Consider the following 23,726-nt stretch of genomic DNA (forward strand, 5'->3'; position numbering starts at 1 on the left):
GATTTTTTTGTTGACGAAACATCAATTTTGAACTGATGTATACATCTTCGCGATTTGAGGGGCGCTATATATGACGAACAAAAACCTACCCTTTTCTCAACAGGAATATGAACGTCGGCTAGAGAAGGTTCGCCGTTCAATGGAAAACTTTGAGATTGACGTGCTGTTTATTGAAGACCCATCCAATATGGGATGGTTGACCGGCTATGATGGCTGGTCGTTTTATGTGCACCAAGGCGTTTTGGTTTTTATGGATGAAGATCCTATTTGGTGGGGACGTTTTCAGGATACCAATGGCGCGCTGCGCACCGTGTGGATGGATGATGATCGCATCACCTATTATCCCGACCATTATGTTCAATCGACGCTTTGCCACCCTATGGAAATGTTGGCTGCTATGATCCGCGACCGCGGCTTGGGCAATCAACGCATTGGGGTGGAGTTGGAGAACTATTACTTCTCCGCCAAAGCCTATTTGACGCTTACCCACGAATTGCCAGACGCCGTTTTTGTGGATGCAACCAGCCTCGTGAACTGGCAGCGTTTGGTGAAAAGCGATGATGAAATCGCCTATATGCGCAAGGCCGCCCGCATTTCAGAAAAAATTATTGATGGCATTGTGGAACGCGTGGAACCCGGCGTCCGCAAAAGTGATATTGTGGGCCAAATTTATGCTGATGCCATTTCAGGCATTGACGATGATTGGGGGGATTATCCTGCCATCGTGCCAATGTTGCCCAGCGGCTCTGACGCAGCAGCCCCCCACCTCACATGGGATGGGCGCATTTTTGATGCGGATACGCCGACTTTCTTTGAAATCTCGGGTTGCTTCCGTCGTTATCATGCCCCGCTTTGCCGCACCGTGCATTTGGGCAAGCCGCCACAATATTTACTGGATGCCGAAAAAGCGCTAGTGGAAGGCTTAGAGGCGGGTCTCGAAGCCGCTGTACCCGGCGCGCGCGCGAAAGACATTGCCCGCGCTTTGGCCATTCCGCTTGAACGTGCCGGGATTTACCGCGCGTCGCGAGCGGGCTATCCCATCGGCATTTCCTATCCGCCAGACTGGGGCGAGCGCACAGTTTCTATTCGCCTTGAAGATCGTACAATTCTGCAACCAGGCATGACGTTCCACTTCATGCCGGGCATTTGGGAAAATGATTGGGGCTTGGAAATTACCGAGAGCATCTTGATTAAGGACAAAGGCCCAGCGGAAACGTTGTGCAATCGCCCACGCAAACTCTATGTGAAGGACTAATGCTGGAGCGTACTGAAGATATTTTGCGCCAATTGATTGCCTATCCGACCATTTCGGCGGATAGCAATTTGGAGCTGATCCAATATGCAGCGAATTTGCTGGAAGATGTTGGCGCAAAAATTGAATTGCACCACGATGCCGATCGGAACAAGGCCAATATATTTGCAACCATAGGGCCAGACATTGGCGGCGGCATTTTGCTTTCCGGCCATAGTGATGTTGTGCCCGTGGCCGACCAAACATGGCGCACTGATCCTTTCACTTTAGAAAAGGATGATGGCAAGCTTTATGGTCGGGGCACTTGCGACATGAAGGGTTTTATTGCGGCCACGCTGGCCATGGCGCCAACATTTGCCGCCAAGGAATTAAAGCGGCCCGTGCATTTTGTGTTCACCTATGACGAAGAAGTGGGCTGTTTGGGCGCACGTGACCTGGTCGAGATTTTAAAGCATCGCCCACACTTGCCTGCGGCTGCGATTGTAGGCGAACCCACTGATATGAAAATCGTGGAAGGCCATAAGGGCTGCTGCGAATATAGCGTTTATTTTGAAGGCCGTGCGGGGCATGGTTCTCTGCCTGACGCAGGGGTGAATGCCGCTGAATATGCCACGCGTTATGTCAGCAAATTGCTCGAGCTGCGCGAGGCATTGAAAAAACGCGCGCCCAAGAACAGTCCGTTTGATCCGCCTTGGACCACCATCAATGTGGGCCGCATTGAGGGCGGCACGGCCCATAATGTGATTTGCAACCACACAGAAGTGGATTGGGAAATGCGACCCATTGCGCAAGATGATGCCGATTGGGTCAATGGCATTTTGGACACGTTTTGCAACGAGGATTTGCTGCCCGACATGCGACGCGTTTGGCCAGACTCCAACATCACAACGCGCACCATTGGTGAAGTGATCGGGCTCACACCGATGCAATCCAACGAGGCGCGGGAAATTGTTGCGGCACTAACGGGGCAAAATGATAGCCATTTTGTTTCTTTCGGTACAGAAGCCGGGCTGTTTCAGGATTTGGGCATTGCCACCATTGTGTGCGGCCCCGGCTCCATCGATCAAGCCCATAAGGCGGATGAATTTGTTGAGATTGGCCAATTGCAGAATTGCTTGACCATGCTTGAAAAGCTCGCCCACTCCATGCAAGCACGCTAGGGCCACATCATGGATCACGACATCAGCCTTTTGCATGCCAGTGAACCAGAAAGCAACGAAAGTGCAGCTGGGCGGCGCTTTCGCGAATTGCATGATCAAATTCGTTCGCGCATCTCGCTGCTCGACTATCCGCCCGGCATGCGCTTGAGCGAGGGCGAGTTGGCCGATGAATTTGGCGTAAGCCGCACACCCTTGCGACGCGTGCTGTGGCAGTTGCAAGCCGAAGGGCTTTTGAAATCTGTGCAGGGGGTTGGCACCCTTGTGACTGATATTGATATTGGAGAGCTTTATCAGGTTTATCAATTGCGGATGGAGCTTTCGCCACTGCTCTCACGCTTATCGCCTCGCCCCGTGACTGCGGATGACATTGAGCGCTTTGAACTTCTTTACAACAACTGCATTGCCCTTGTGGATGAGCCAAGCGCACGCGGTTATTCGATCATCAATATTGCCACCTTCCACGCCCTTGCGGACATGACCACCAATGAACCGCTGCGCGACACCATGGAACGGCTGTTTTATCAAACAGCCCGCATTTGGCTGAAGTCTTTAACCGACCAAGATGTGCGGCGGGAGTGCAAAAGTCTTAGCCGCGAGATTCGCGACTACCGCGATGCGGTGCGGTTAGGCGATCTGGATGCATTGGGACATATTTGGCGGGCGCACACATCGTCCAGCATGACGCGCCTCAGGCTAAAGCAGCCCGAAGGCGGCTGAGCCACGGCCATTCGCCGATTTTCGCCCCTGATTGAACACTGTGCATTTTTGAGTTTGCGGACAGTTAATTATTGGGCATTTTTGCAATGACCGCTGGGAGAAAAGCAGCGCCAAGCATTGACCTTTTGCCAAAGAACGGGCCAAAACAGCTAAAAACAAAAAAATACCATAACAATAAACATCTCTGGGATAGATCAATGAAACTCACACCCCTTGACGCGCCGGGTTATGAAAAGGTCGTTTATGCGGAGGACGAGGCCAGCGGCCTGAAATCCATCATCGCTGTGCACAGCACAAAATTAGGCCCTGCGGCGGGCGGTTGTCGTATGTTTGCCTACCCCGACCTCGATGCAGCAAAAACGGATGCACTGCGCCTTGCGCGAGGCATGACCTATAAGAACGCCGCGGCATCACTGCCACTTGGCGGCGGCAAATCGGTGATTATTGCTGATCCGCATAAAGACAAAACGCCTGAACTGATGCAGGCATTTGGTCGTTTCGTGGAAAGCTTTGAGGGGATGTACACCACTGCAGAAGATGTGGGCATCAGCGTTGAAGATATTGAGGAAGCGGCGAAGTTCACAAGCCACGCAGCGGGCCTGACCAAGGGCGAATATGCCTCTGGCGACCCCTCGCCGGTGACCGCGCGTGGCGTCTATCTGTCGTGCATGGCTGCGCTCAAGCACGCCTTTGGCAACGACCGCATTGAAGGCAAAACTGTCGCCTTGCAGGGCCTTGGCCATGTGGGCATGTATCTCGCTGAGCATTTGCACGAAGCCGGGGCAAGCCTGGTGGTGACGGACATTGACGCCCATGCAGTGGCGCAAGCGCGGCAAAAATTCAGTGCGCGGTCTGTGGCGCCAAATGATATTTACGATGTGGATGCGGATATTTTTGCCCCCTGTGCGATGGGGGCGATTTTGAATGCAGACACCATTGACCGGCTGAAAGTCAAACTGGTTTGCGGCGCGGCCAACAATCAATTGGCTGACGATGCAGCGGGCGATGCACTTTTGGCAAAAGGCATCGTTTATGCGCCGGACTATGTGGTCAATGGCGGTGGCATCATCAATGTTTCAGCCGAAATATTGAAAATCACGGATCAGAAATGGGTGGATCAAAAGGTGGAATTGTTGGCGGTAACCACCGACAAGATTTTGACCAAAGCCAAAGCGCTCAACGCCTCGCCCCATAAAGTGGCAGATCAATTTGTCGATGAGATTTTGGCGCAATAGCCAATAAAAAGGGAGCCTTTGAGCTCCCTTTTCTTTTTGTGATACGGCCTATTTTTTGGCCAGCAAATCGCGAATTTCGGTCAACAAAGTTTCTTCTTTTGTTGGTGAAGGCGGCGCAGAAGGCTTTTCTTCTTCCTTCCGGCGCATCGAATTGATGCCTTTCACAACAAGGAACAAAACCCAAGCTACGATCAAAAATTTCACCACGGCATTGACGAACAAGCCGATGTTCAAGGTCGCCACGCCAAGCTCTTTGGCTTGGGCGACAGAGGCAATGGTTTCGCCACCTGTATCAGACAAAACGATAAACCAGTTTGAAAAGTCTAGGCCGCCCAGCAACAGACCGATCAAAGGCATAAAAACATCGTCCACCAAGGATGAAACGATGGCACCAAATGCGGCGCCGATGATCACACCAATTGCCAATTCAACCATATTGCCTTTGATCGCAAAGGACTTAAATTCTTTGAGCATAGTCTTCCCCTTATCAGCCCACATATGCCGACATTGGCAGTGTTCTCAACAACGACCAGCGTCAGCCACATTTTTACTTTAAGAAAGAATTAACCAAAGGCAAGTGAATTGATTGAGGGGAATACCAAGCAAAGGGACCCCGCGCGCGCCATGGAAAAGTCGTAAAGAATTGTTCAAATGGACTTTGCCTTGAAGCGATGGTGTGGCACAAGATAATAAAATACTCGAGAAAAGCTAGGCTATTTGCATGACCATTCGTTTGCATAAGGGCGATCTTCCCCACCTCAATGACTATGGAAAATCTGTTGCGATTGACACCGAGACCATGGGACTGAACCCCATGCGGGACCGGTTGTGCGTGGTGCAGCTTTCCCCCGGTGATGGGACAGCGGATGTGGTGCAAATTGAGCAAGGCCAAACCGAAGCCCCTAATTTGCAAAAGCTTTTGGCTGATGAAAATGTCACCAAGCTCTTTCATTTTGCCCGCTTTGATGTTGCGGCACTTCAAAACGCCTTTGGCACGGTGACCAAGCCGGTTTATTGCAGCAAAATTGCCTCGAAATTGGTGCGCACTTATACGGACCGCCATGGCTTGAAAGACCTTTGCCGCGAACTGCTGGGCGTGGATCTATCCAAGCAACAGCAAAGCTCTGATTGGGGTGCCGATGATTTGAGCAGCGCGCAATTGGAATATGCCGCAAGCGACGTTCTTTATTTACACGATTTGAAGCGCCATCTGGATCGCATGTTGAAACGCGAAGGCCGGATGGAATTGGCGCAAGCCTGTTTTGACTTCTTGCCGCGCCGCGCCGAGCTGGATTTGAAGGGCTGGGCCGAAACCGACATTTTTGCCCATAGCTAGAGGCTCGTTGAATGACCACATTGGCTGCCCCCTCCCAATTTGAGCATCAATTTGCTCGTGTTGTGCGGCGGCGGCGCGTGGTCAAATTGCTGCGGTGGACAGTGCCAGCGGTTGGCAGCATCATTTTTGCCGCCCTCACAATTCCGCTCTTGATCGCGGGCCTTCTGCCCAACGCGCAGTTTGAAGGCATTCGGCTTGAAGACGACAAATTGGTGGTCGACCAGCCACGCGCAACCGGCACGTTGAGCGATGGCGGCACCTATGAAATGACGGCCAAAAGCGCCAAAACCAAAATTATCAATCAAGACACCATCGATTTGGCTGATATGCGGGCGCAAATGAATTTTGTTGATGGCGAAGATTTGGTGGCGACATCGGCGATTGGCACCTATTCGCTGATCAGCAGCATATTGACTTTGACCAGCCAAATCGACCTTGTTTCAAGCCAGGGCGACACAGGCGAAATCGGCAATGGTGTTGCAGATTTGGATGGCCAAGTTTTTGATGGCGATGACGGTGTCCTTTTCCAGTTTGCCAATGGCAGCACGTTGGAAGCCATCAACATGCATTATGATGGGGCAAAACAATATTGGAAATTTGAGCGGGCCAGCCTCACCATTCCGCCGCAAAGCGAGCAAGATGATGAACAATAGATTTCGAAATGTTTTTGGCTCAATGCTCGTAGGTGTCATGTTGAGCATGACCGCGCAAATTGGCATGGCCAACGCCCAATCGAGCGGTGCCGTCAATATCACTGGCGATGTGTTCGAGATTTTCGAAGATAAGCGGCAAGCAGTGTTTACAGGCGCTGTGGTGGTGAAGCAGGCGAACTTTACACTCAACTCCCCCAAGGTAACCGCCTTTTATGGCGCTGGCGGCGCATCAGACATGAAAAAGATCACCGCGAATGGCCGCTTGACCCTCCGCTTTGGGGCGAAGACGGCCAGAGCTGATTTTGGCACTTATGACCCCAAGACCGAAATCTTGCACCTAACTGGCAATGTGGAAGTGACCGAAGATGGCACCGTGGTGACGGGTGGGCAGCTTTTTGTGAATGTCACTGACAATAGCTCGCGATTTGTGTCTGATCCCAATTCGAACAAACGCGTTACGGGGACATTTTCCAGTGGCAACTAATTCGCCCGCGCAAAACCAATCGCTTGACCCAACGGGCTGGCTGGTGGCGCACTCGCTGGCCAAAAGCTACGGCAAAAAAGTGGTTATCCGCGACGTTTCTGTTGCCGTGAATCGCGGTGAGGCTGTCGGGTTGCTTGGCCCCAATGGCGCTGGCAAAACGACCGTTTTTTCGATGATTATGGGCATCACCCCGCCGGACAGCGGCGAGGTGCTGCTACATGGCAAACCGATCACCAAATTCCCGCTATTTCAGCGCGGCCGATTGGGCATGGGATATCTGCCGCAGGAACCATCTATTTTTCGCGGCATGAGCGTGAAAAACAACATTATGGCCATTTTGGAAGGCCATGTTCGCGGCCAGAAGGCGCAAAAAGAGCGACTTGAAGACCTGTTGGAAGAATTTTCGATTACCCATATTCGCGATGCAGATGCGCTCGCCCTTTCCGGCGGGGAACGTCGCCGGGTGGAGATCGCCCGCGCGCTGGCTGCTGACCCACAATTTATGTTGCTCGATGAACCATTTGCCGGGGTGGACCCGATTGCTGTGGGCGAAATTCAACGTTTGGTGCGTCAGCTCACCAGCCGGGGCATCGGCGTTTTGATCACCGATCACAATGTACGTGAAACTTTGGGACTTGTGGACCGCGCCTATATCATTCATGGCGGCCAAGTGATGATCCAAGGTCGTCCTGACACGATCACCAATGATGAACAAGCCCGCCGCGTTTATCTGGGACAGGATTTCACGCTTTAGCCACGCGCCGCGCGAATGTGGCCGAGCTCTTTTCCAAAAAATGCTGTGGCGATTTCTTGGATTTGAACTTGGCAAAGCCTATCTCATTTAGCATAGTTGCCAAAGCAATGGCGGTCTCTGGATGTGCCTATGCGACAGCTTAAGGCATGGAACGGGGCATCCCCGTTTGAGTGTGTTACTGAGACAAACATGGCGCTACCGGCGCTGGGCTTCACCCAGATTTGGTAGCGCAGGACAAAGAAAAGCAGAGACCGTCCGTTGCGACAAGGCAGCTCACATGAATAAGAGACAATTCTCGCATATACTCGCGGAAAGCCTCATTTTAGGTGACTGGTCGGTCCAAAACATCACAGACAATCTCACACGCAATCTGCCCAAAGACGCCCACAAATTTGCGACTGAAACCGCCACTGAGTTGCATTTTGCATTGCCACAAAAATTCGCCCCATCAGCACGTGCAGTTGAGCTTGTTTTGTTGAGGACAACGCGGTTTGAGGCGACCTACAAACATTGCCGCGAAAAGAAGGCCTGGCCGCGCCGCGACCTGTCATCGCCGATGATGTGCCCGACCCCCGCCTTTAAAGAATTGGACATTCCTAAACTTCCAACAATTGCCAATTTGGCGGATTGGCTTTCGCTTTCAGAGAACCGTCTGCTCTATTTAGCCGATATTCACAGGCGCTATGAGGAACACGGCGAAACCTCGATCAATCACTATCATTATTTGCTCAAGAAAAAGAAGGCGGGCGGCACTCGAATTGTCGAAGCGCCCAAGGAAGACTTGAAGGCTGTGCAACGGCAAATTTTACAGAACATTATCGGCGTTTTGCCCAGCCACCCTGCTGCATTTGGCTTTGTAAAAGGTCGTAATTGCCTGCAAGCGGCCAATAGGCATGTTGGTGAGCAAATTGTGCTTTGTTTCGATCTGAAAGACTTCTTTCCTTCAATCGGGGCGGGCCGGATATTTGGCTTGTTTAGATGTCTTGGCTATCCCCATGCGGTTGCGCGTGCGCTGACGTCGCTGTGCACAACATTGACACCTGCGCGCATTCTTGAGCGCCTATCGCCCGAAGACCGCCTCATTTATAACTCTCCTCATTTGCCGCAAGGGGCGCCAACCTCGCCTGCACTGGCAAATCACGTTTGCTTTTCATTGGACAAAAGACTGGCGACATTGGCTGGCCGATTGGGTGCAAATTATAGCAGATATGCTGATGACCTGACCTTTTCAGGCGACAAAAATATTATCGGGCCGCTCAAACACTTGTTGCCCGAGATTGTTCAAGACGTAGGATTTGCACTGAACCAGACCAAGACACGCGTGATGCGACACGCTTCGCAACAAGTCGTGACCGGCGTAGTGGTGAACGAGCATCTCAATATTGCTCGAAAGACCTTCGATCATTTGAAAGCAATTATTCATGCTTGCGGCAAGCCTGACGATCATCGCTTGTTGGATCCAGCATTCAGGAGTTCTTTGGTTGGGAAAATAGATTGGGTTGAGGCGGCAAACCCCAACCGAGGCCAAAAACTACGCCAGCTGCTTGCTGATGCCAGTGAAAACCATTTGTGATGGCTGGTTCAGGCAGCAGCCAATAGAGTATTCTCCTCCCCTATTATAGGGTTTTGCACACCCCATCTCATCCCTTTTGGATATTGGCACGGATTTTGTATAGTGCGACTTGAATGTCTGGTCTTACCTATGGCATTTTGGCAAATGTAACTGATTGATTTGCCCAAAGGAGCACTGATCGGCATGGCCATTGGCCCTAGATTGGACATAAGACAATCGCAAACTCTTGCGCTAACCCCGCAATTGATGCAGTCGATCAAGCTATTGCAACTTTCGCACACTGAACTTTCTCAGTTTGTGGAGGAAGAGCTTATGCGCAACCCGCTTTTGGAGCGCGAAGATGGTGGCGATGACCGGGTGAGTGAAGATGAGCCCACGCTCCGCGCCGATGATCGCGCGGTGGACGTTTCGAGCCGATCTGACAATATGGGCAGCGCTGTTTCTGTGGCGCAGGAGATGGACACGGATGTGGCCAATCTCTATCCCGAACAAGTGGGGCAAGACAGCCTGTCACAATCGCTTAGCTGGCCGGAGGGCAAGCACACAAGTGGCGGGCAAGATGGCGGCGACTTTGAGCAATTTGCCACGGGCGCCAAATCTCTTAATGACCATCTGATTGAGCAAATTTCGCTTATTCTCAAACATCCCGGCGACATGTTGATTGCCAGCGCTCTCATCGAAAATCTCAACGAGATGGGCTATGTGGATGCATCGCTGGATCAAATTGCAGATCAGTTGGGCACCGAACTCGGCCATGTGGAAGCTGTGTTGGAAGCTGTACAAGGCTGCGACCCGCTTGGCATTTTCGCCCGAGATTTGGCGGAGTGTTTGGCGATACAATTGCGCGAACAAGACCGCCTTGACCCGATGATGCAAATGCTGCTCGACAATCTCGATATGTTGGCGGCGCATAAAATCACCGAGCTACAAAAGCTACTTGGCACCGATGCTGAAGATCTTGGCGATATGATCGGCGAAATTCGACGGCTAGACCCGCGCCCGGGCCGCGCTTTTGAAGGCGGCAATGTGCAAGCTATTGTGCCTGATGTTTATATTCGGCGGGGCAATAATAAAGAATGGCTGATCGAGCTGAACCAAGATGTATTGCCCAAAGTGTTGGTCAATCGCACTTATTTGGCGAGCGTTAGCGCCAGCGCCAAAAAGGGCGAAGACAAAACATATTTGAGCGAATGTTTGCAAACCGCCAATTGGCTGACCAAAAGCTTAGACCAGCGGGCGCAAACCATTTTAAAAGTGACCAAGGAAATCGCGCGGCAGCAGGATGGTTTTTTGAACCATGGCGTTTCACATCTGAAGCCAATGACACTGAAAATGGTGGCGGAAGAAATCGAAATGCATGAAAGCACGATTTCGCGGGTGACCAGCAATAAATATGTCAGCACCCCAAGGGGGCTGTTTGAGCTGAAATATTTCTTCACCTCTGCCATTCACTCCGCGAGCGGCAATGCTGATCACTCCGCTGAGTCTGTCAAATATCGGATCAAACAATTGATCGATGCGGAAGACCCGAAAAAGATCCTATCGGACGATAAGATTGCGGCGATTTTGAACAAAGAGCAAAGCATGAATGTGGCACGGCGGACCGTGGCTAAATATCGTGAAGCCATGGGACTGGCCTCTTCCGTCATGCGGCGACGGCAGAAGCGCGAATTGGTGCGCTAGGAAAACACCGTCCAATCCATTTCATTGGTGACATATTCGAGCATTTGCGTGCCGATGTATGAATTGCCGGATTGGTTCAATCCCGGCGACCACGCCGCAATTGAGGCGATGCCGGGTACAGACGCCAAAATCATGCCGCTGACGCCTGACTTTGCGGGCAAGCCAACACGATAGGCAAAGTCTCCCGAACCATCATAATGTCCGCAAGTCAGCATGATCGCAGCAATCCGCCTTGCCCGTCGCATCGACACCATTTGCTGCCGATTTGGACCAAGCGTGCCGGCAAACGCCAAGAAACGGCCTGCCCGCGAAAGTTGAGCACAATCCATGGTGAGCGCACATTGGTTGTAGTAAACGCCCAGCGTGTGTTCCACCGGGTTATGTAAATTGCCGCAGGATGCCAGATAGTGCGCTAAGGCCCGATTGCGGTGACCTGTGTCTTCCTCAGATTGAGCGACTTTTCCGTCGATGAAAATCTGATCGTCACCAGCCAGACCTTGCACAAACCGTACAATTTCGCCCAAAGCTTCCTTGGGTTGATATGTGGCCAAAATGGCATCAGTCACCACAATGGCGCCAGCATTTACGAATGGGTTTCGCGGAATGCCACTTTCATGTTCGAGCTGCAAAATGGAATCGAATGCAGAGCCCGACGGTTCACGCCCCACGCGCGCCCACAAATTGTCGCCCATGGTGCCCAAACAGAGGGCCAATGTGAACACTTTTGATATGGATTGAATGGTAGTGGGCTGTTGCCAATCGCCCGCCCCAATGGTTTCGCCGCTATCGAGGGTGATGGCAATGCCAGCTTTTTGCGGATCGGCTTTGGCCAATTCCGGAATATATTGCGCCACCTGCCCGCGCTCGCTGGATTGGCGTGCGTTTTCTACCGCCTGGTTGAGAACGGTTTGGAGCTTTTGAACATCAGTTTGCATAGATTTCCCGCGCTTGAGAATTTATCTTCAACAAATATTGCGCGCCACGGCAACCCATGGACCAAGAAAAGCAGGGCAAATCACCCTAAATGGCGCGATTTGAGAATGGTTCAAACTGGCGGCGTGCACCTTGAAACCACCTGAATTCGACCACATCTTTATAGGTATGATTGAGAAATAAATCCGAATACGAGTCATCCGAATATGGAGCGAATATTAGTGCTTTTATTCATGATTTGGAAGGGCCCGAGAGCGGATAATCTCAATAAGGGGTGATTGCATCCCAACGCGAAGCGGCGTTAAAATAAGGTGAGGTCATAATTGACAGAGGTCAATTTACCTCGGCGAAAACGCCCTTATATAAGCAAAAGAGAAAGGGGTACACTTATGAGCCTACGTGTTTCTGGAAAAAATATGGATGTTGGCGATGCACTTCGCACAAAGGCGCATGACCATTTGGAATCCGCGATCACCAAATATTTTGATGGTGGATATGATGGCCATCTCACTCTTGAACATGAAGGTAGCCGCTTTAATGCGGACGTTGTGGTACACCTAGATACAGGCGTGGTCCTGCAAGCTGGCGCAGATGCTGGCGACGCGACATCCGCCTTTGAAGATGCGGCCGGGCACATTGAAAAACGCCTGCGTCGTTACAAGCGTAAACTGAAGAATCACCGGCGCAATGCGCAGACTGACAAGTTCCAAGCACAGTCTTACATTTTGGCGTCCCCCGAAAAAGAGGAAGAAGTTGGAGAGGACTTCAATCCAGCCATTATTGCGGAAACAACTGATAACCTTCACAGAATGAGCGTAGGCGAGGCCGTTATGGAACTCGACCTAGCCCAAAGTGACGTAATTGTGTTCCGACATGCTGGACATGGCGGCGTTAATGTGGTTTACCGTCGCGCTGACGGGAATGTTGGTTGGGTAGACCCAGCCCTAGAGAACAAGTAAGCGCTTGTCCCCTTCGTTGATCACAATGAAAGGCGCATAAATGGAAATCGCACAGATTCTGGCGAGCAAGGCCGTTTTGCCTTGCGCGAAAGTCACGTGCAAACGCCAGCTTTTGCAGCTTGCTGCTGAGCATGCAAGTGAATTGGTGGGCATTGATGCTCACCAAATCTTTGAAACGCTTAAAGAGCGTGAACAATTGGGCTCAACCGGATTGGGTGACGGCATTGCCATTCCACATGGCAAGCTGAAGGATCTGGACGGCGTTCACTGTATCCTTATTCGTCTCGATCATGGCATCGAGTTTGACGCAGTGGATGACAAGCCCGTTGATTTGGCTTTTGTGTTGCTGGCCCCTCAAGGTTCCGGCGCGGACCATTTGAAGGCCCTATCGCGCATTGCACGCCTCACCCGGACACCTGGGCTGATGGATCGGCTGCGCAATCTGCAAACTGCTGAAGATATTTATGAGTTTTTGACCAGCGAAGCAGAAGAAACCAACGCAGCTTAAATTTTGCTGCAACGCACAAATAAAAAAGCACATTCACCGGGAGGGAAGTGAATGTGCTTTTATTTTGGGCAATTGCCCTCATGTGCGGATTGGTTTAGTGGCGCAATGCCATATCCATACCCGCTTCATCCAGCCAGTCTGTTAGGGATCTTCTGTCGTCCGTAACCAATAATGGTGTGCCATCGGCACCAAACAAGGCTTCAAAGATTTGTGCCTCTGGGGCGTTTTTGGCTTCCGGCACAAATGCCTTCAGCTGCTTGCCGGTCAAACGGCGACGATAAACGATTTCTTCGCCGCCAAGGGCCAAAAATTCTTCAACGCTCAAAGGCGTTTGGGATTCGGTTTTTTCGATGTGTGTCATGGGACACCTCCTCAAAACGCTTACACTACTCTATACGCAAGAGATTAATCAGCGGTTTTAATTTCAATCCGTCGCGCAACTTTTTCAATGTTGGGGCGCACAAGAGAGATGTTCAAAAGCCCATCTTTCAGTGCGGCGCCTTCCACGCGCATGCCATCGGCCAACAAAAAGCTGCGTTGGAACTGGCGTGCTGCGATGCCACGGTGCAAAAACTCGCGATTGGGGTCATCTTGCTGACGCCCACGAATGAGGAGTTGGTTGTCCTCAAGCGTAATTTCTAACTCTTCTTCAGTGAAGCCAGCTACCGCCACTGAAATGTGGAACAGCTCAGCACCATCTTCGTTTGAAACGCGCTCGATATTATAAGGAGGATACCCATCCGCCGCTTTGGCCAGCCGATCAAGGCGTTGCTCAATTTCTTCAAATCCGAGCAAAAAGGGCGATGAGAAAAAAGACATTCTGGACATGATAATCCTTTCAACCACAGGCCGACTTGCGCACCCGCATCTGTTCTGTTCAAGCAACAATGACCATATGGCCCAAACAGGCACCGCATGGCCGCTTGATTGAAATATGGGCATAGCCATTGTCGAATTCAAGAGTTGAGCGCGATTAGGGCGAACCGCTTGACGCTATGATGCGTATCATCACAAGATTTACTCAGCCCAACCCGCCTGAAAGGCAGCTAATCTATGTCTGGTCCCTTTATCTCAATTGTGATGCCTGCATTCCGGTGCCGCGACACGATTGCCGAAAGTGTGCAAAGCGCGATCAAACAAACTTATGCGCGTTGGGAATTGGTGATCAGCATTGATGATGGTGAAGATTATGAACTGCTCTTGGCTGACGCAGGCCTTAAAGATCAACGCATTCGATTTACCCACACTGGCGGCGTAGGCACCGGTTCGTCAAATGCCCGAAATGTAGGTGTTGCGGCTGCCCAATCAGATTTTATCGCTGTGCTTGATGCAGATGATCTGTTTATTTCAGAAAAACTTGAACTCATTGCACCGTTGCTTGCAACACATCCGCTTATCTCCACAGGATTGCAAATAACAGATGCAAACCTTGCGCCCCTAAGACAAGTGGGCACAAAGGGCGCGCAACGCGAACTTGGGGCAGATATCTACAAATTCATCAATATCTCAATGGACAGCATGATCATCTATGATCGGTCGCGCTTGCCAATTGCCTATGATGTCAATCAACCCTGTCTTGTGGACATGGATTTGATTTTTAAGGCTTTCTGTCACACAGCAAAATGCCTGCACATACCCGCGCCGCTGCATCTATATCGCAAACAGGCCGTCTCCATCAGCAATGGACCAGCCGCCGCCGACAAGTTTGCACACATAAAACGCACGCTGCTCTCGCGTCTTGAAACCAATCATTATGATTTTGTGGATTCAGCCGCGGCCCGGAAAGGCTTTGAAACCTTTTTGCGCGCATCTTTAAAAACTGAGCTTGCATTTGCGGCGCAGAGCGCAAAATCGTCATCCTTTTTGTTCGAAGATTTGCTGGAAGCGCACCTAAAGAAAGAGCGCATTTTTGAGCGTTGATGGCGACTGAACGGAAATTTGCACCAAAAAAACCGCTCAGACTGAAGAAAGTTTAAAAGCGCGAACAGGGCACTGCGATACATCGCCAAAGTATCGAATCAAAATACTGTATATCGAAACATTTCTGCATCTCGATCTGTTTTTTACTCAGCGCTTGGCGTTAAAATGGTCTCATTTATCAGCGACATAGCAACAATTTACCGCCCTGAAGGGTCCATTGTTCTAAAATCCCATCGAATCAAGACTAAGTTTTTGATTATCCAGTCAAGATTCAGACAAGAATTTACAAAAAGTAAGGCTCGTCTGACAATTTTGGCGAAATTTTTTTGATTTGCTGTTGCAACGGAAAGCAAAAGCGTCTTTTCTCTCGGGTGCATGCACTAACTGCATGCAATGATATTGGAGGGAACATTATCATGAAAAAATTCGGAAAGTTGCTAGCAGCAACAGCCCTTATGGGGTTGATGGCTGGTAGCGCTTACGCAAAAACACTAGTATACTGCTCTGAGGGTTCACCAGAAGGTTTTGACGTTGCACCATATACTGCTGGTACAACATTTGATGCGTCTTCTAAGCCGCTTTACAACCGTTTGGTTGAATTTAAGCGTGGCACATCTCAAGTTCAGCCTGGTTTGGCTGAAAGCTGGGAAGTGTCTGAAGATGGTCTTGAGTACACTTTCAACCTGCGTAAGGGCGTGAAGTTCCATACTACGAGCTTCTTTACACCTACACGTGATTTCAACGCAGACGACGTGTTGTTCTCATTCAACCGTCAGCGTTTGGCTGATCACCCATGGTACGAATATGTGCCTGGCATTTCATGGGAATACTTTAACGGTATGTCCATGCCAGACCTGATCAAAGACATTGAAAAAGTTGACGATTACACCGTTAAGTTCGTGTTGAACCGTCCTGAAGCGCCAATGATCGCTAACCTTGCAATGGACTTTGCTTCAATCGTATCTGCAGAATATGCTGACCAGCTTAAAGAAGCAGGCACTGAAGAGTTGTTGAACCAAGAGCCAGTTGGCACGGGTCCATTTAGCTTTGTTGCTTACCAAAAAGACGCTGTGATCCGCTATGCTGCGCACCCTGATTATTGGGATGGCAAACAGCCTATCGACGATCTTGTGTTCGCGATTACAACAGACGCTGCTGTTCGCGCTCAAAAGCTGAAAGCTGGCGAGTGTCACGTGGCACCATATCCAAACCCAGCTGACATTGAAGGCCTTGCCGCTGACGAAAACCTCGTCATGATGGAACAAGAAGGCTTGAACGTTGGCTATTTGGCTTACAACACGCAAGTTGCTCCATTTGACAATGCAAAAGTTCGTAAAGCATTGAACATGGCGATCAACAAGCAAGCTATCTTGGACGCTGTGTTCCAAGGTGCTGGCTCTGCTGCCAAAAACCCAATTCCACCTACCATGTGGTCATACAATAACGCCATCGAAGATGACGCGTTTGATCCTGAAGCTGCAAAAGCAATGCTTGAAGCTGAAGGCGTGACTGGTCTTGAGATGGAAATCTGGGCAATGCCTGTTCAGCGTCCTTACAACCCGAACGCACGTCGTATGGCTGAAGTTATTCAGGCTGACTTTGCAAAAATCGGTGTGGACGTAACAATCGTTTCTTATGAGTGGGGTGAATATCTTGCTCGCTCTAAAGAAGTTGATCGTAAAGGCGCTGTATTGCTTGGTTGGACTGGTGACAACGGTGATCCAGACAACTTCCTAGCGGTTCTTTTGGGCTGTGACGGTGTTGGCGGTTCAAACCGTGCTCAGTGGTGTAACGAAGAGTTTGAAGCTTTGATCCAAAAAGCGAAAACTATTTCGGACCAAGAAGAGCGCACCAAGCTTTATGAAGAAGCACAAGTTGTGTTTAAGCGTGAAGCACCTTGGGCAACAATCGCACACTCAACAGTGTTCATGCCAATGTCCAAGAAAGTCCAAGGCTATGTGATGGACCCATTGGGCGGTCACTGGTTCGACGGTGTTGATCTTGCCGAGTAAGGCTTAAAGGAAAAGGTTGATTGCAGGCGCCCCTTTGCGGCGCCTGCTTTCTTTTTGAACGAACATGCTGAAATTTCTGCTCAACAAATTGGTACTTATTGTACCGACATTTATCGGCATCACGATCGTCGCCTTTGGCTTTGTACGCGTGCTGCCTGGGGATCCTATTCTTGCACTGGCGGGGGAGCGGGGCGTAGAGCCCGAACGCTACCAACAATTGCTGACGCAGTTTGGCTTTGATCGTCCTATTTGGGAACAATATTTCACTTATGTGATTGGTTTGTTCCAAGGCGATTTTGGCACATCGATTGCCACCAAGCGACCGGTGCTGAACGAATTTATGGCCCTTTTCCCAGCAACAGTTGAATTGGCGCTTTGCGCGATCATCTTCGCGATCGTGCTCGGCATTCCGGCTGGCATCATCTCCGCGGTTAAACGCGGCTCTTGGTTTGACCAAGTGGCCATGGGCACTGCCCTTGCCGGCTATTCAATGCCGATTTTCTGGTGGGGCCTTTTGCTCATCATTTTATTTTCCGGCACATTGGGATGGACGCCCGTTTCAGGCCGCATCTCTTTGCTTTATTTCTTCCCGCAAGTCACCGGCTTCATGCTGATCGATAGCTTGCTGTCGGGCCAGGCTGGCGCCTTCAAATCAGCAGCAATGCATTTGATTTTGCCGACCATCGTATTGGGCACAATCCCGCTTGCGGTGATTGCCCGGCAAACACGCTCGGCCATGTTGGAAGTGTTGGGTGAAGACTATGTGCGCACTGCACGTGCAAAGGGCTTGGGCCAGTTGCAGGTTGTTGGCGTACATGCGTTGCGCAATGCGCTTATCCCCGTGATTACAACAATTGGCCTGCAGGTGGGCGTTTTGCTCGCAGGGGCGATTTTAACGGAAACGATCTTTTCTTGGCCAGGCATTGGCAAGTGGATGGTCGATAGTATTTCAAGGCGCGATTATCCATCCGTACAGGGTGGTTTGGTGTTGATTGCTTTGATTGTTATGGTGGTGAACCTGACAGTCGACGTGCTCTACGGTCTGATCAATCCGCGCATTCGGCATCAGTGAGGATATGAAAATGACTGATCCTACACTAAAAGATATCGATCAAGATGTCGTAAAAGCAGAAGCCCGCAAAGCGCGCTGGTCTGTCCTTAATGAGTTTTGGCACTATTTCAGCGCCAATAAGGGCGCTGTGATCGGCCTGTGCATTGTTGGCTTCATGATCATTATGGCGGTGTTGGCCCCATGGATTGCACCGCACGAACCCAACTTCCAAAACCGGGATGCGTTTCTAACGCCGCCTGTTTGGCAAGAGGGGGGCACATGGACTTACATTCTGGGCACCGATGCTGTTGGGCGTGACATTCTTTCGCGTTTGATGCATGGCGCACGCTTCTCGCTGTTTATCGGTGTGGTTGTGGTGACCATCTCCTTGATTGGGGGCATTGTGATCGGCCTGATCGCGGGTTACTTCCGTGGCTGGGTTGATGCCTTGATCATGCGGATCATGGACATCATTCTTGCATTTCCTTCATTGCTAATGGCGTTGGTGCTGGTGGCAATTTTGGGACCAGGCTTGGTGAATGCCATGATCGCGATTGCGGTGGTGTTGCAACCTCACTTTGCGCGTTTAACACGTGCAGCTGTGATGTCTGAATCCAATCGTGAATATGTGACAAGTGCAAAGGTTGCTGGTGCTGGGCATTTACGCTTGATGTTTAAAACCATCTTGCCGAACTGTTTGGCCCCGCTGATCGTTCAAGCCACATTGTCTTTCTCTACCGCCATTTTGGATGCGGCAGCGTTGGGCTTTTTGGGCATGGGCGCACAGCCTCCTACCCCGGAATGGGGCACCATGTTGGCGGAAGCACGTGAATTTGTGTTGCGCGCATGGTGGGTTGTGACCTTCCCTGGCATTGCCATTTTGGTCACCGTTTTGGCGATCAATCTGGTGGGCGATGGCCTGCGCGATGCGCTTGACCCGAAACTCAAGCGGAGCTGATCATCATGACCAATGTACTCAATATTGAAAATTTGACAGTGACGTTTGATACCGCTGATGGCCCATTTAAGGCCGTTGATGGGGTGAACTTCAAGGTCGATCAAAATGACATTCTCGCCATTGTGGGCGAGAGTGGTTCTGGCAAGTCTGTTTCAATGTTGGCTGTGATGGGACTATTGCCCAACACCGCCACCATCACAGCAGATAAAATTGAATTTGAAGGCAAAGACATCAGCAATTTGAGCGATCGAGATCGCCGCCATATTATTGGCAAAGACATCTCAATGATCTTTCAAGAGCCGATTGCCAGCCTTAATCCGTGTTTTACAGTGGGTTTTCAAATTCATGAAATGCTCAAAACACACACCAACAAAAACAAAAAAGAGCGGGCAGAACGTGCGCTTGAATTGTTCAATTTGGTGGGTATTCCAGACCCTGAGAAGAAGCTGAAAAGCTATCCTCACCAATTGTCTGGTGGCCAGTGTCAGCGGGTGATGATTGCCATGGCGATCTCGTGCGATCCAAAGCTTTTGATTGCCGATGAGCCAACCACGGCGCTGGATGTGACCATTCAAAAACAGATCCTTGATCTGTTGCTGGATATTCAGGCCAAGACCAATATGGCATTGATCATGATCACCCACGATATGGGCGTGGTTGCGGAAACAGCCCACCGGGTTGTGGTGCAATATAAAGGGCAACAAATGGAAGAAGCCAATGTGCTTGATTTGTTTGAGAACCCTCAAAACGCCTATACCAAAGCACTGTTGTCAGCATTGCCTGAACGCGCCGAAGGCGACCGCCTTCCAACTGTTTCAGACTTTGCTGAGAGCTTTGAAAAAGGGGAGACACGCGCATGAGCAAGACCGTGATTAAGGCGACTGATATTCATCGCGACTATGTCACCAAGGCAACCATGTTCAAAAAAGGCGACGTGGTACATGCGCTTAAGGGCGTTAGCTTTGAACTCAAGCAAGGCGAAACCCTGGCGCTTGTGGGCGAAAGCGGTTGTGGCAAATCCACGCTTGCGCGGATTTTGACGCTGATTGACGCCCAAACCGCAGGTGAGTTGGAGATTGACGGTCAAAAAATTGACATCCGTGAAAATCCTCCGACCAGCGATATGCGTCAACATGTGCAAATCGTGTTCCAAAACCCATATGGCTCGCTCAACCCGCGCCAAAAGGTGGGTGAGATTTTGGAAGAGCCCCTCATCATCAACACCGATATGCCTGCTGAAGAGCGGCGCGAATTGGCGATGGCGATGTTGCTTAAAGTGGGCTTGGATGCGGTGCATTATGGCCGCTATCCGCACATGTTCTCTGGCGGTCAACGTCAGCGGATTGCGATTGCACGGGCGCTGATGATGCGGCCTGACATTTTGGTGCTGGACGAACCTGTTTCGGCGCTTGATTTGTCGGTTCAGGCACAAATCCTGAACCTGTTGGCGGATTTGCAGGACGAGTTCAACCTCTCCTACATCTTTATTTCTCACGATCTATCCGTTGTGAAATATATCGCCGACCGGGTGATGGTGATGTATTTTGGCGAAATTGTTGAGCAGAACACGCGGGATGAAATCTTCAGCAACCCGCAGCACGACTATACCAAAACCTTGTTGGCGGCGACGCCACGAGCCAGCATTGAGTCGATCAAAAAACGTTTGGGTGTAAGCGCTGCATAAACAGCGAAGACATCTCTAAAGTTTAAAAGGCGCTGCATTTGCAGCGCCTTTTTATTTCACTTCTTTCATAATCTGCCGTGCGATGCGATCCGCACTACCTGCGCTGAGCACCCAACCGTACATGCCATGGCCCGTGTTGATATAACCATTCTTCTGGGTTAGCCGCCCGATCACGGGTTGGCTATCTGGGGTCAATGGGCGAAAGCCCATCCAAGGCGAAAGGTCACCAGAATCTTCAGCGACCAGTGGGAAACGTTCAAACAGTTTGGCTTTAAAGGTGTTGAGGCGTCTTGCGGATATGCCACGCTGCTGCGGTACAAAATCGGCATAGCCCGCATAGCGAATGCGATCGCCCAAGCGGGTGACCACAGCTTTGTTTTCCGCGTCCGTGATCGCTAAATCAGGCACGGCTTTGCCCAGGGGCAATGACAGGCTGTAGCCAGCCATTGGCGCCAAAGGCAGCGTTTTACCCAAGCGAGCGCACAGATCTACAGACTGCAATCCAGCGCAAATCACAAACGCATCGGCCTCTACGCGGCCTTGATCGGTGATCAAATAGCGCATTTCGAGCTGATCCATCACCACGTCCAACACTTTTTGATTGGGCAAAAACTCGCCGGTGCCGGTTTCAACCAAATGGCGCAGTGCTTCGCGGGCAAATTTGCGGGCATCGCCCACCGCGTCGCCAGCAGAATAAATGCCCCCTTTGCAGCGCCCTTGAAATTGAATGAAAGTTGGTTCTTTGCGCACCACGCCTTCATGATCCAAAACTTCGATCTCAGCACCCAATTTCTTTTTCTGATCGGCCCATAACTGCGTCGCGGTGAAATTCGCGTTTGGCCCCAGAAGAGTCACTTTGCCAGACTCGCGATAATCAAAATCGAAATCGTAGGTTTCGAGCCATTCTTGGAAAACAGCTTTTGAGGAAAGGCTTAACGCCAAATTGGCAAGGCTGTTTTTTTCGAATTGGCTGGTCCGCGCTTCGTTTAAAAATTTGAACGCCCATACGAAATAATCCTTCACCCAAAGCGGGCTCAGTTTGCCGCTGGGGGATTGGCCGGTCAGGATTTTGGGCATCAGACCAATCAAGGCGGGTGAGGCAACCGCATCCACTGAAGTGTAGCTCAGCTGGGCTGCATTTTGCGCGCTGGTCGCGGTGGCTGCATCTGGCGCCGCATCAATAATGATCGGATATGCACCCAGCTCTTTCAGCCGCAATGCAGTAGTGACCCCAACAATGCCCGCGCCAATAATGGCGACCTTTGGACCTGTTTGCGCAAATTGCTCCTGAGCCACGATTGGCCATCCTTTTGTAAAACTGCTAATAATCGCCACAAAAGTGCGCGATATTGCGCGAAAATTCAAATCATTGTTGAACGGTTTTTATGGATATCCCCACCACCCCTTTAGGGCAAAGCTTTGCCGCCCTGCCCGATCTGTTTTACGCGCCTGTTGCGCCCACACCTGTGGTCACGCCCACATGGATCGGGTTTAACAATAAACTGGCCGAGACATTGGGTTTGGATCGAGGCTTTTGGCAAGGCGACGAGGGGATGGCAATTTTGTCCGGCAACAAAGTAGCCGACGGCAGCCAACCGGTGGCGATGGCCTATGCTGGCCACCAGTTTGGAAATTGGGTACCCCAGCTGGGCGACGGACGCGCCCACATTCTGGGTGATGTGACTGCACCTAATGGTCAAACATACGATGTGCAATTGAAAGGTTCAGGGCCGACCCCCTTCTCCCGCAATGGCGATGGAAGGGCCGCGTTGGGGCCAGTGCTGCGCGAATATGTGATGAGCGAAGCCATGCACAATCTCGGCGTGCCCACAACGCGGGCGCTGGCTGCCATTTCAACGGGCGAGCGGGTGCAACGCGAAACAGGACTGCCCGGCGCTGTGCTCACCCGCATTGCCACCAGCTTTGTGCGCGTCGGCACGTTTCAATATTTTATGGCACGGGGGGAGCACGAAGCACTCGCCCAATTAGCCGATTTCGTGATTGAACGTCACTATCCTGACCTGCGCGATGCCGAGCATAAATATGTCAAATTGTTGGAAGCAATAATCGCGCGGCAAGCAGAGTTAATCGCACATTGGCAATTGATTGGCTTTATCCATGGGGTGATGAACACGGACAATATGGCAGTTTCTGGCGAGACCATTGATTATGGTCCTTGTGCCTTCATGGATCACTATCATCCCGAAACCGTTTTCAGTTCGATTGATGAATTTGGGCGCTATGCCTATCACAATCAACCACGGATCGCCCGCTGGAATTTGGGTGTGTTGGCACAATGTTTCTTGCCCATTTTGCATGAAAATGGGGATGCCGCCGTGCAATTGGCGCAAGATGCAATCAATGCGTTTGCGCCGCAGTTTGACGAAGCCTTCAAGACCGGGCTGTGCCGAAAAATTGGCCTTAGCCTCACTGAAGACAACATGGCGTTGGCCGTGGCCTATCTGGACCTATTGCAAGAATATAATCTCGATTTCACAAATGGCTTCCGAAAGCTTGTGTCGCTTGATCCAGCGGAAATTGAGGTAAATGCCAATAAGTTTGAGGGCGATAGCTGGCGCGATTGGCTCGGCAAATGGGCAGCAGCCCATGACAATGAAGACACATCACTGACAGCCCGTCAGGAGATAATGCGCCTGAGCAATCCGCGCTTTATACCGCGCAACCATTTGATGGAGCGCATGATTGCCGAGGCAATGGACGGCGATTTGAGCCTGTTCAACACGCTCAATCAGGTCTATCAGCACCCTTATGACGATCAACCTGAATTTGATGCGTTCACCGCGCCACCTGCCAATGAAGAGCGGGTGCAGAGAACATTTTGCGGCACCTAATC

The 23,726-nt window shown here is 50.9% G+C and carries 24 protein-coding genes; 19 read left to right on the top strand and 5 right to left on the bottom strand.

What is annotated here, in order from left to right; all coding sequences use genetic code 11:
* The first annotated feature begins 70 nt into the window (after positions 1 to 70).
* The 4 genes from ACP15Y_RS15170 (at position 71) to ACP15Y_RS15185 (ending at position 4,364) form a co-directional block, all read left to right on the top strand.
* Positions 71 to 1,255, top strand: a complete 1,185-nt coding sequence (locus ACP15Y_RS15170) for a M24 family metallopeptidase (RefSeq protein ID WP_424983953.1) — start codon at positions 71 to 73, stop codon at positions 1,253 to 1,255.
* Complete coding sequence (argE, locus tag ACP15Y_RS15175; protein WP_424983954.1) at positions 1,255 to 2,412, top strand: acetylornithine deacetylase; 1,158 nt, start codon at positions 1,255 to 1,257, stop codon at positions 2,410 to 2,412. Before ACP15Y_RS15170 ends, argE begins: the two co-directional genes overlap by 1 nt.
* A gap of 9 nt (positions 2,413 to 2,421) precedes the next feature.
* Positions 2,422 to 3,129: a GntR family transcriptional regulator gene (locus tag ACP15Y_RS15180; RefSeq protein ID WP_424983955.1), complete on the top strand. Its 708-nt coding sequence runs from the start codon at positions 2,422 to 2,424 to the stop codon at positions 3,127 to 3,129.
* Between the two features lie 197 nt (positions 3,130 to 3,326).
* Positions 3,327 to 4,364, top strand: a complete 1,038-nt coding sequence (locus ACP15Y_RS15185) for a Leu/Phe/Val dehydrogenase (RefSeq protein ID WP_424983956.1) — start codon at positions 3,327 to 3,329, stop codon at positions 4,362 to 4,364.
* 48 nt (positions 4,365 to 4,412) lie between these two features.
* Here ACP15Y_RS15185 and mscL read toward each other — a convergent pair whose 3' ends face one another.
* Positions 4,413 to 4,838, bottom strand: coding sequence for a large conductance mechanosensitive channel protein MscL (mscL, locus tag ACP15Y_RS15190; protein WP_424983957.1), 426 nt, complete (start codon positions 4,836 to 4,838; stop codon positions 4,413 to 4,415).
* A gap of 247 nt (positions 4,839 to 5,085) precedes the next feature.
* Between mscL and ACP15Y_RS15195 the strand changes: the two genes are divergently transcribed.
* The 6 genes from ACP15Y_RS15195 (at position 5,086) to rpoN (ending at position 10,847) form a co-directional block, all read left to right on the top strand.
* Complete coding sequence (locus ACP15Y_RS15195) at positions 5,086 to 5,700, top strand: ribonuclease D (RefSeq protein ID WP_424983958.1); 615 nt, start codon at positions 5,086 to 5,088, stop codon at positions 5,698 to 5,700.
* An 11-nt stretch (positions 5,701 to 5,711) separates the two neighbouring features.
* Complete coding sequence (locus ACP15Y_RS15200) at positions 5,712 to 6,353, top strand: hypothetical protein (RefSeq protein WP_424983959.1); 642 nt, start codon at positions 5,712 to 5,714, stop codon at positions 6,351 to 6,353.
* A gap of 46 nt (positions 6,354 to 6,399) precedes the next feature.
* Entirely contained in the window at positions 6,400 to 6,837 is a 438-nt protein-coding gene (locus ACP15Y_RS15205; RefSeq protein WP_424983960.1) for an LptA/OstA family protein, read from the top strand.
* On the top strand, positions 6,755 to 7,591 hold the full coding sequence (gene lptB, locus ACP15Y_RS15210; protein ID WP_424983961.1) for an LPS export ABC transporter ATP-binding protein: 837 nt from the start codon (positions 6,755 to 6,757) through the stop codon (positions 7,589 to 7,591). Before ACP15Y_RS15205 ends, lptB begins: the two co-directional genes overlap by 83 nt.
* Positions 7,592 to 7,868: 277 nt before the next feature.
* Positions 7,869 to 9,164 carry a reverse transcriptase family protein gene (locus ACP15Y_RS15215; protein WP_424983962.1) on the top strand — a complete coding sequence of 432 codons (1,296 nt, stop codon included), beginning with the start codon at positions 7,869 to 7,871 and terminating at the stop codon, positions 9,162 to 9,164.
* 183 nt (positions 9,165 to 9,347) lie between these two features.
* Complete coding sequence (rpoN, locus tag ACP15Y_RS15220) at positions 9,348 to 10,847, top strand: RNA polymerase factor sigma-54 (RefSeq protein WP_424983963.1); 1,500 nt, start codon at positions 9,348 to 9,350, stop codon at positions 10,845 to 10,847.
* Here the strand turns inward: rpoN and ACP15Y_RS15225 are convergent.
* Entirely contained in the window at positions 10,844 to 11,782 is a 939-nt protein-coding gene (locus ACP15Y_RS15225; protein WP_424983964.1) for a glutaminase, read from the bottom strand. The two genes, rpoN and ACP15Y_RS15225, sit on opposite strands and share 4 nt — an antisense overlap.
* Positions 11,783 to 12,169: 387 nt before the next feature.
* On the opposite strand from ACP15Y_RS15225, the gene hpf reads away from it, so the two are divergent.
* Both hpf and ACP15Y_RS15235 read left to right on the top strand, forming a co-directional pair.
* Positions 12,170 to 12,739: a ribosome hibernation-promoting factor, HPF/YfiA family gene (hpf, locus tag ACP15Y_RS15230; RefSeq protein WP_424983965.1), complete on the top strand. Its 570-nt coding sequence runs from the start codon at positions 12,170 to 12,172 to the stop codon at positions 12,737 to 12,739.
* A gap of 40 nt (positions 12,740 to 12,779) precedes the next feature.
* On the top strand, positions 12,780 to 13,247 hold the full coding sequence (locus ACP15Y_RS15235; RefSeq protein ID WP_424983966.1) for a PTS sugar transporter subunit IIA: 468 nt from the start codon (positions 12,780 to 12,782) through the stop codon (positions 13,245 to 13,247).
* 94 nt (positions 13,248 to 13,341) lie between these two features.
* Here ACP15Y_RS15235 and ACP15Y_RS15240 read toward each other — a convergent pair whose 3' ends face one another.
* Together ACP15Y_RS15240 and ACP15Y_RS15245 are read right to left on the bottom strand one after the other, a co-directional pair.
* On the bottom strand, positions 13,342 to 13,608 hold the full coding sequence (locus tag ACP15Y_RS15240; RefSeq protein ID WP_424983967.1) for a DUF1150 family protein: 267 nt from the start codon (positions 13,606 to 13,608) through the stop codon (positions 13,342 to 13,344).
* 44 nt (positions 13,609 to 13,652) lie between these two features.
* Positions 13,653 to 14,075 (bottom strand): Hsp20 family protein, encoded by a 423-nt coding sequence (locus tag ACP15Y_RS15245; RefSeq protein WP_424983968.1) that lies wholly within the window; start codon positions 14,073 to 14,075, stop codon positions 13,653 to 13,655.
* A 225-nt stretch (positions 14,076 to 14,300) separates the two neighbouring features.
* On the opposite strand from ACP15Y_RS15245, the gene ACP15Y_RS15250 reads away from it, so the two are divergent.
* From ACP15Y_RS15250 to ACP15Y_RS15275, 6 genes are all read left to right on the top strand, one after another.
* Complete coding sequence (locus tag ACP15Y_RS15250) at positions 14,301 to 15,167, top strand: glycosyltransferase family 2 protein (protein ID WP_424983969.1); 867 nt, start codon at positions 14,301 to 14,303, stop codon at positions 15,165 to 15,167.
* A 416-nt stretch (positions 15,168 to 15,583) separates the two neighbouring features.
* On the top strand, positions 15,584 to 17,179 hold the full coding sequence (locus ACP15Y_RS15255; protein WP_424983971.1) for an ABC transporter substrate-binding protein: 1,596 nt from the start codon (positions 15,584 to 15,586) through the stop codon (positions 17,177 to 17,179).
* A 64-nt stretch (positions 17,180 to 17,243) separates the two neighbouring features.
* Positions 17,244 to 18,251, top strand: a complete 1,008-nt coding sequence (locus tag ACP15Y_RS15260) for an ABC transporter permease subunit (RefSeq protein ID WP_424983972.1) — start codon at positions 17,244 to 17,246, stop codon at positions 18,249 to 18,251.
* 10 nt (positions 18,252 to 18,261) lie between these two features.
* Positions 18,262 to 19,188: an ABC transporter permease subunit gene (locus ACP15Y_RS15265; protein ID WP_424983973.1), complete on the top strand. Its 927-nt coding sequence runs from the start codon at positions 18,262 to 18,264 to the stop codon at positions 19,186 to 19,188.
* A 5-nt stretch (positions 19,189 to 19,193) separates the two neighbouring features.
* Complete coding sequence (locus ACP15Y_RS15270) at positions 19,194 to 20,048, top strand: ABC transporter ATP-binding protein (RefSeq protein ID WP_424983974.1); 855 nt, start codon at positions 19,194 to 19,196, stop codon at positions 20,046 to 20,048.
* Positions 20,045 to 20,872, top strand: coding sequence for a dipeptide ABC transporter ATP-binding protein (locus ACP15Y_RS15275; RefSeq protein WP_424983975.1), 828 nt, complete (start codon positions 20,045 to 20,047; stop codon positions 20,870 to 20,872). The genes ACP15Y_RS15270 and ACP15Y_RS15275 overlap by 4 nt, the downstream gene beginning before the upstream one ends.
* Before the next feature lie 51 nt (positions 20,873 to 20,923).
* On the opposite strand, the gene ACP15Y_RS15280 is transcribed toward ACP15Y_RS15275, so the two are convergent.
* Positions 20,924 to 22,168: an NAD(P)/FAD-dependent oxidoreductase gene (locus ACP15Y_RS15280; protein WP_424983976.1), complete on the bottom strand. Its 1,245-nt coding sequence runs from the start codon at positions 22,166 to 22,168 to the stop codon at positions 20,924 to 20,926.
* Between the two features lie 89 nt (positions 22,169 to 22,257).
* Between ACP15Y_RS15280 and ACP15Y_RS15285 the strand changes: the two genes are divergently transcribed.
* Entirely contained in the window at positions 22,258 to 23,724 is a 1,467-nt protein-coding gene (locus tag ACP15Y_RS15285) for a protein adenylyltransferase SelO (protein WP_424983977.1), read from the top strand.
* The last annotated feature ends 2 nt before the right edge of the window (positions 23,725 to 23,726 follow it).

This window comes from Maritalea sp. S77 (assembly GCF_049801075.1).
Lineage (GTDB): Bacteria > Pseudomonadota > Alphaproteobacteria > Rhizobiales > Devosiaceae > Maritalea.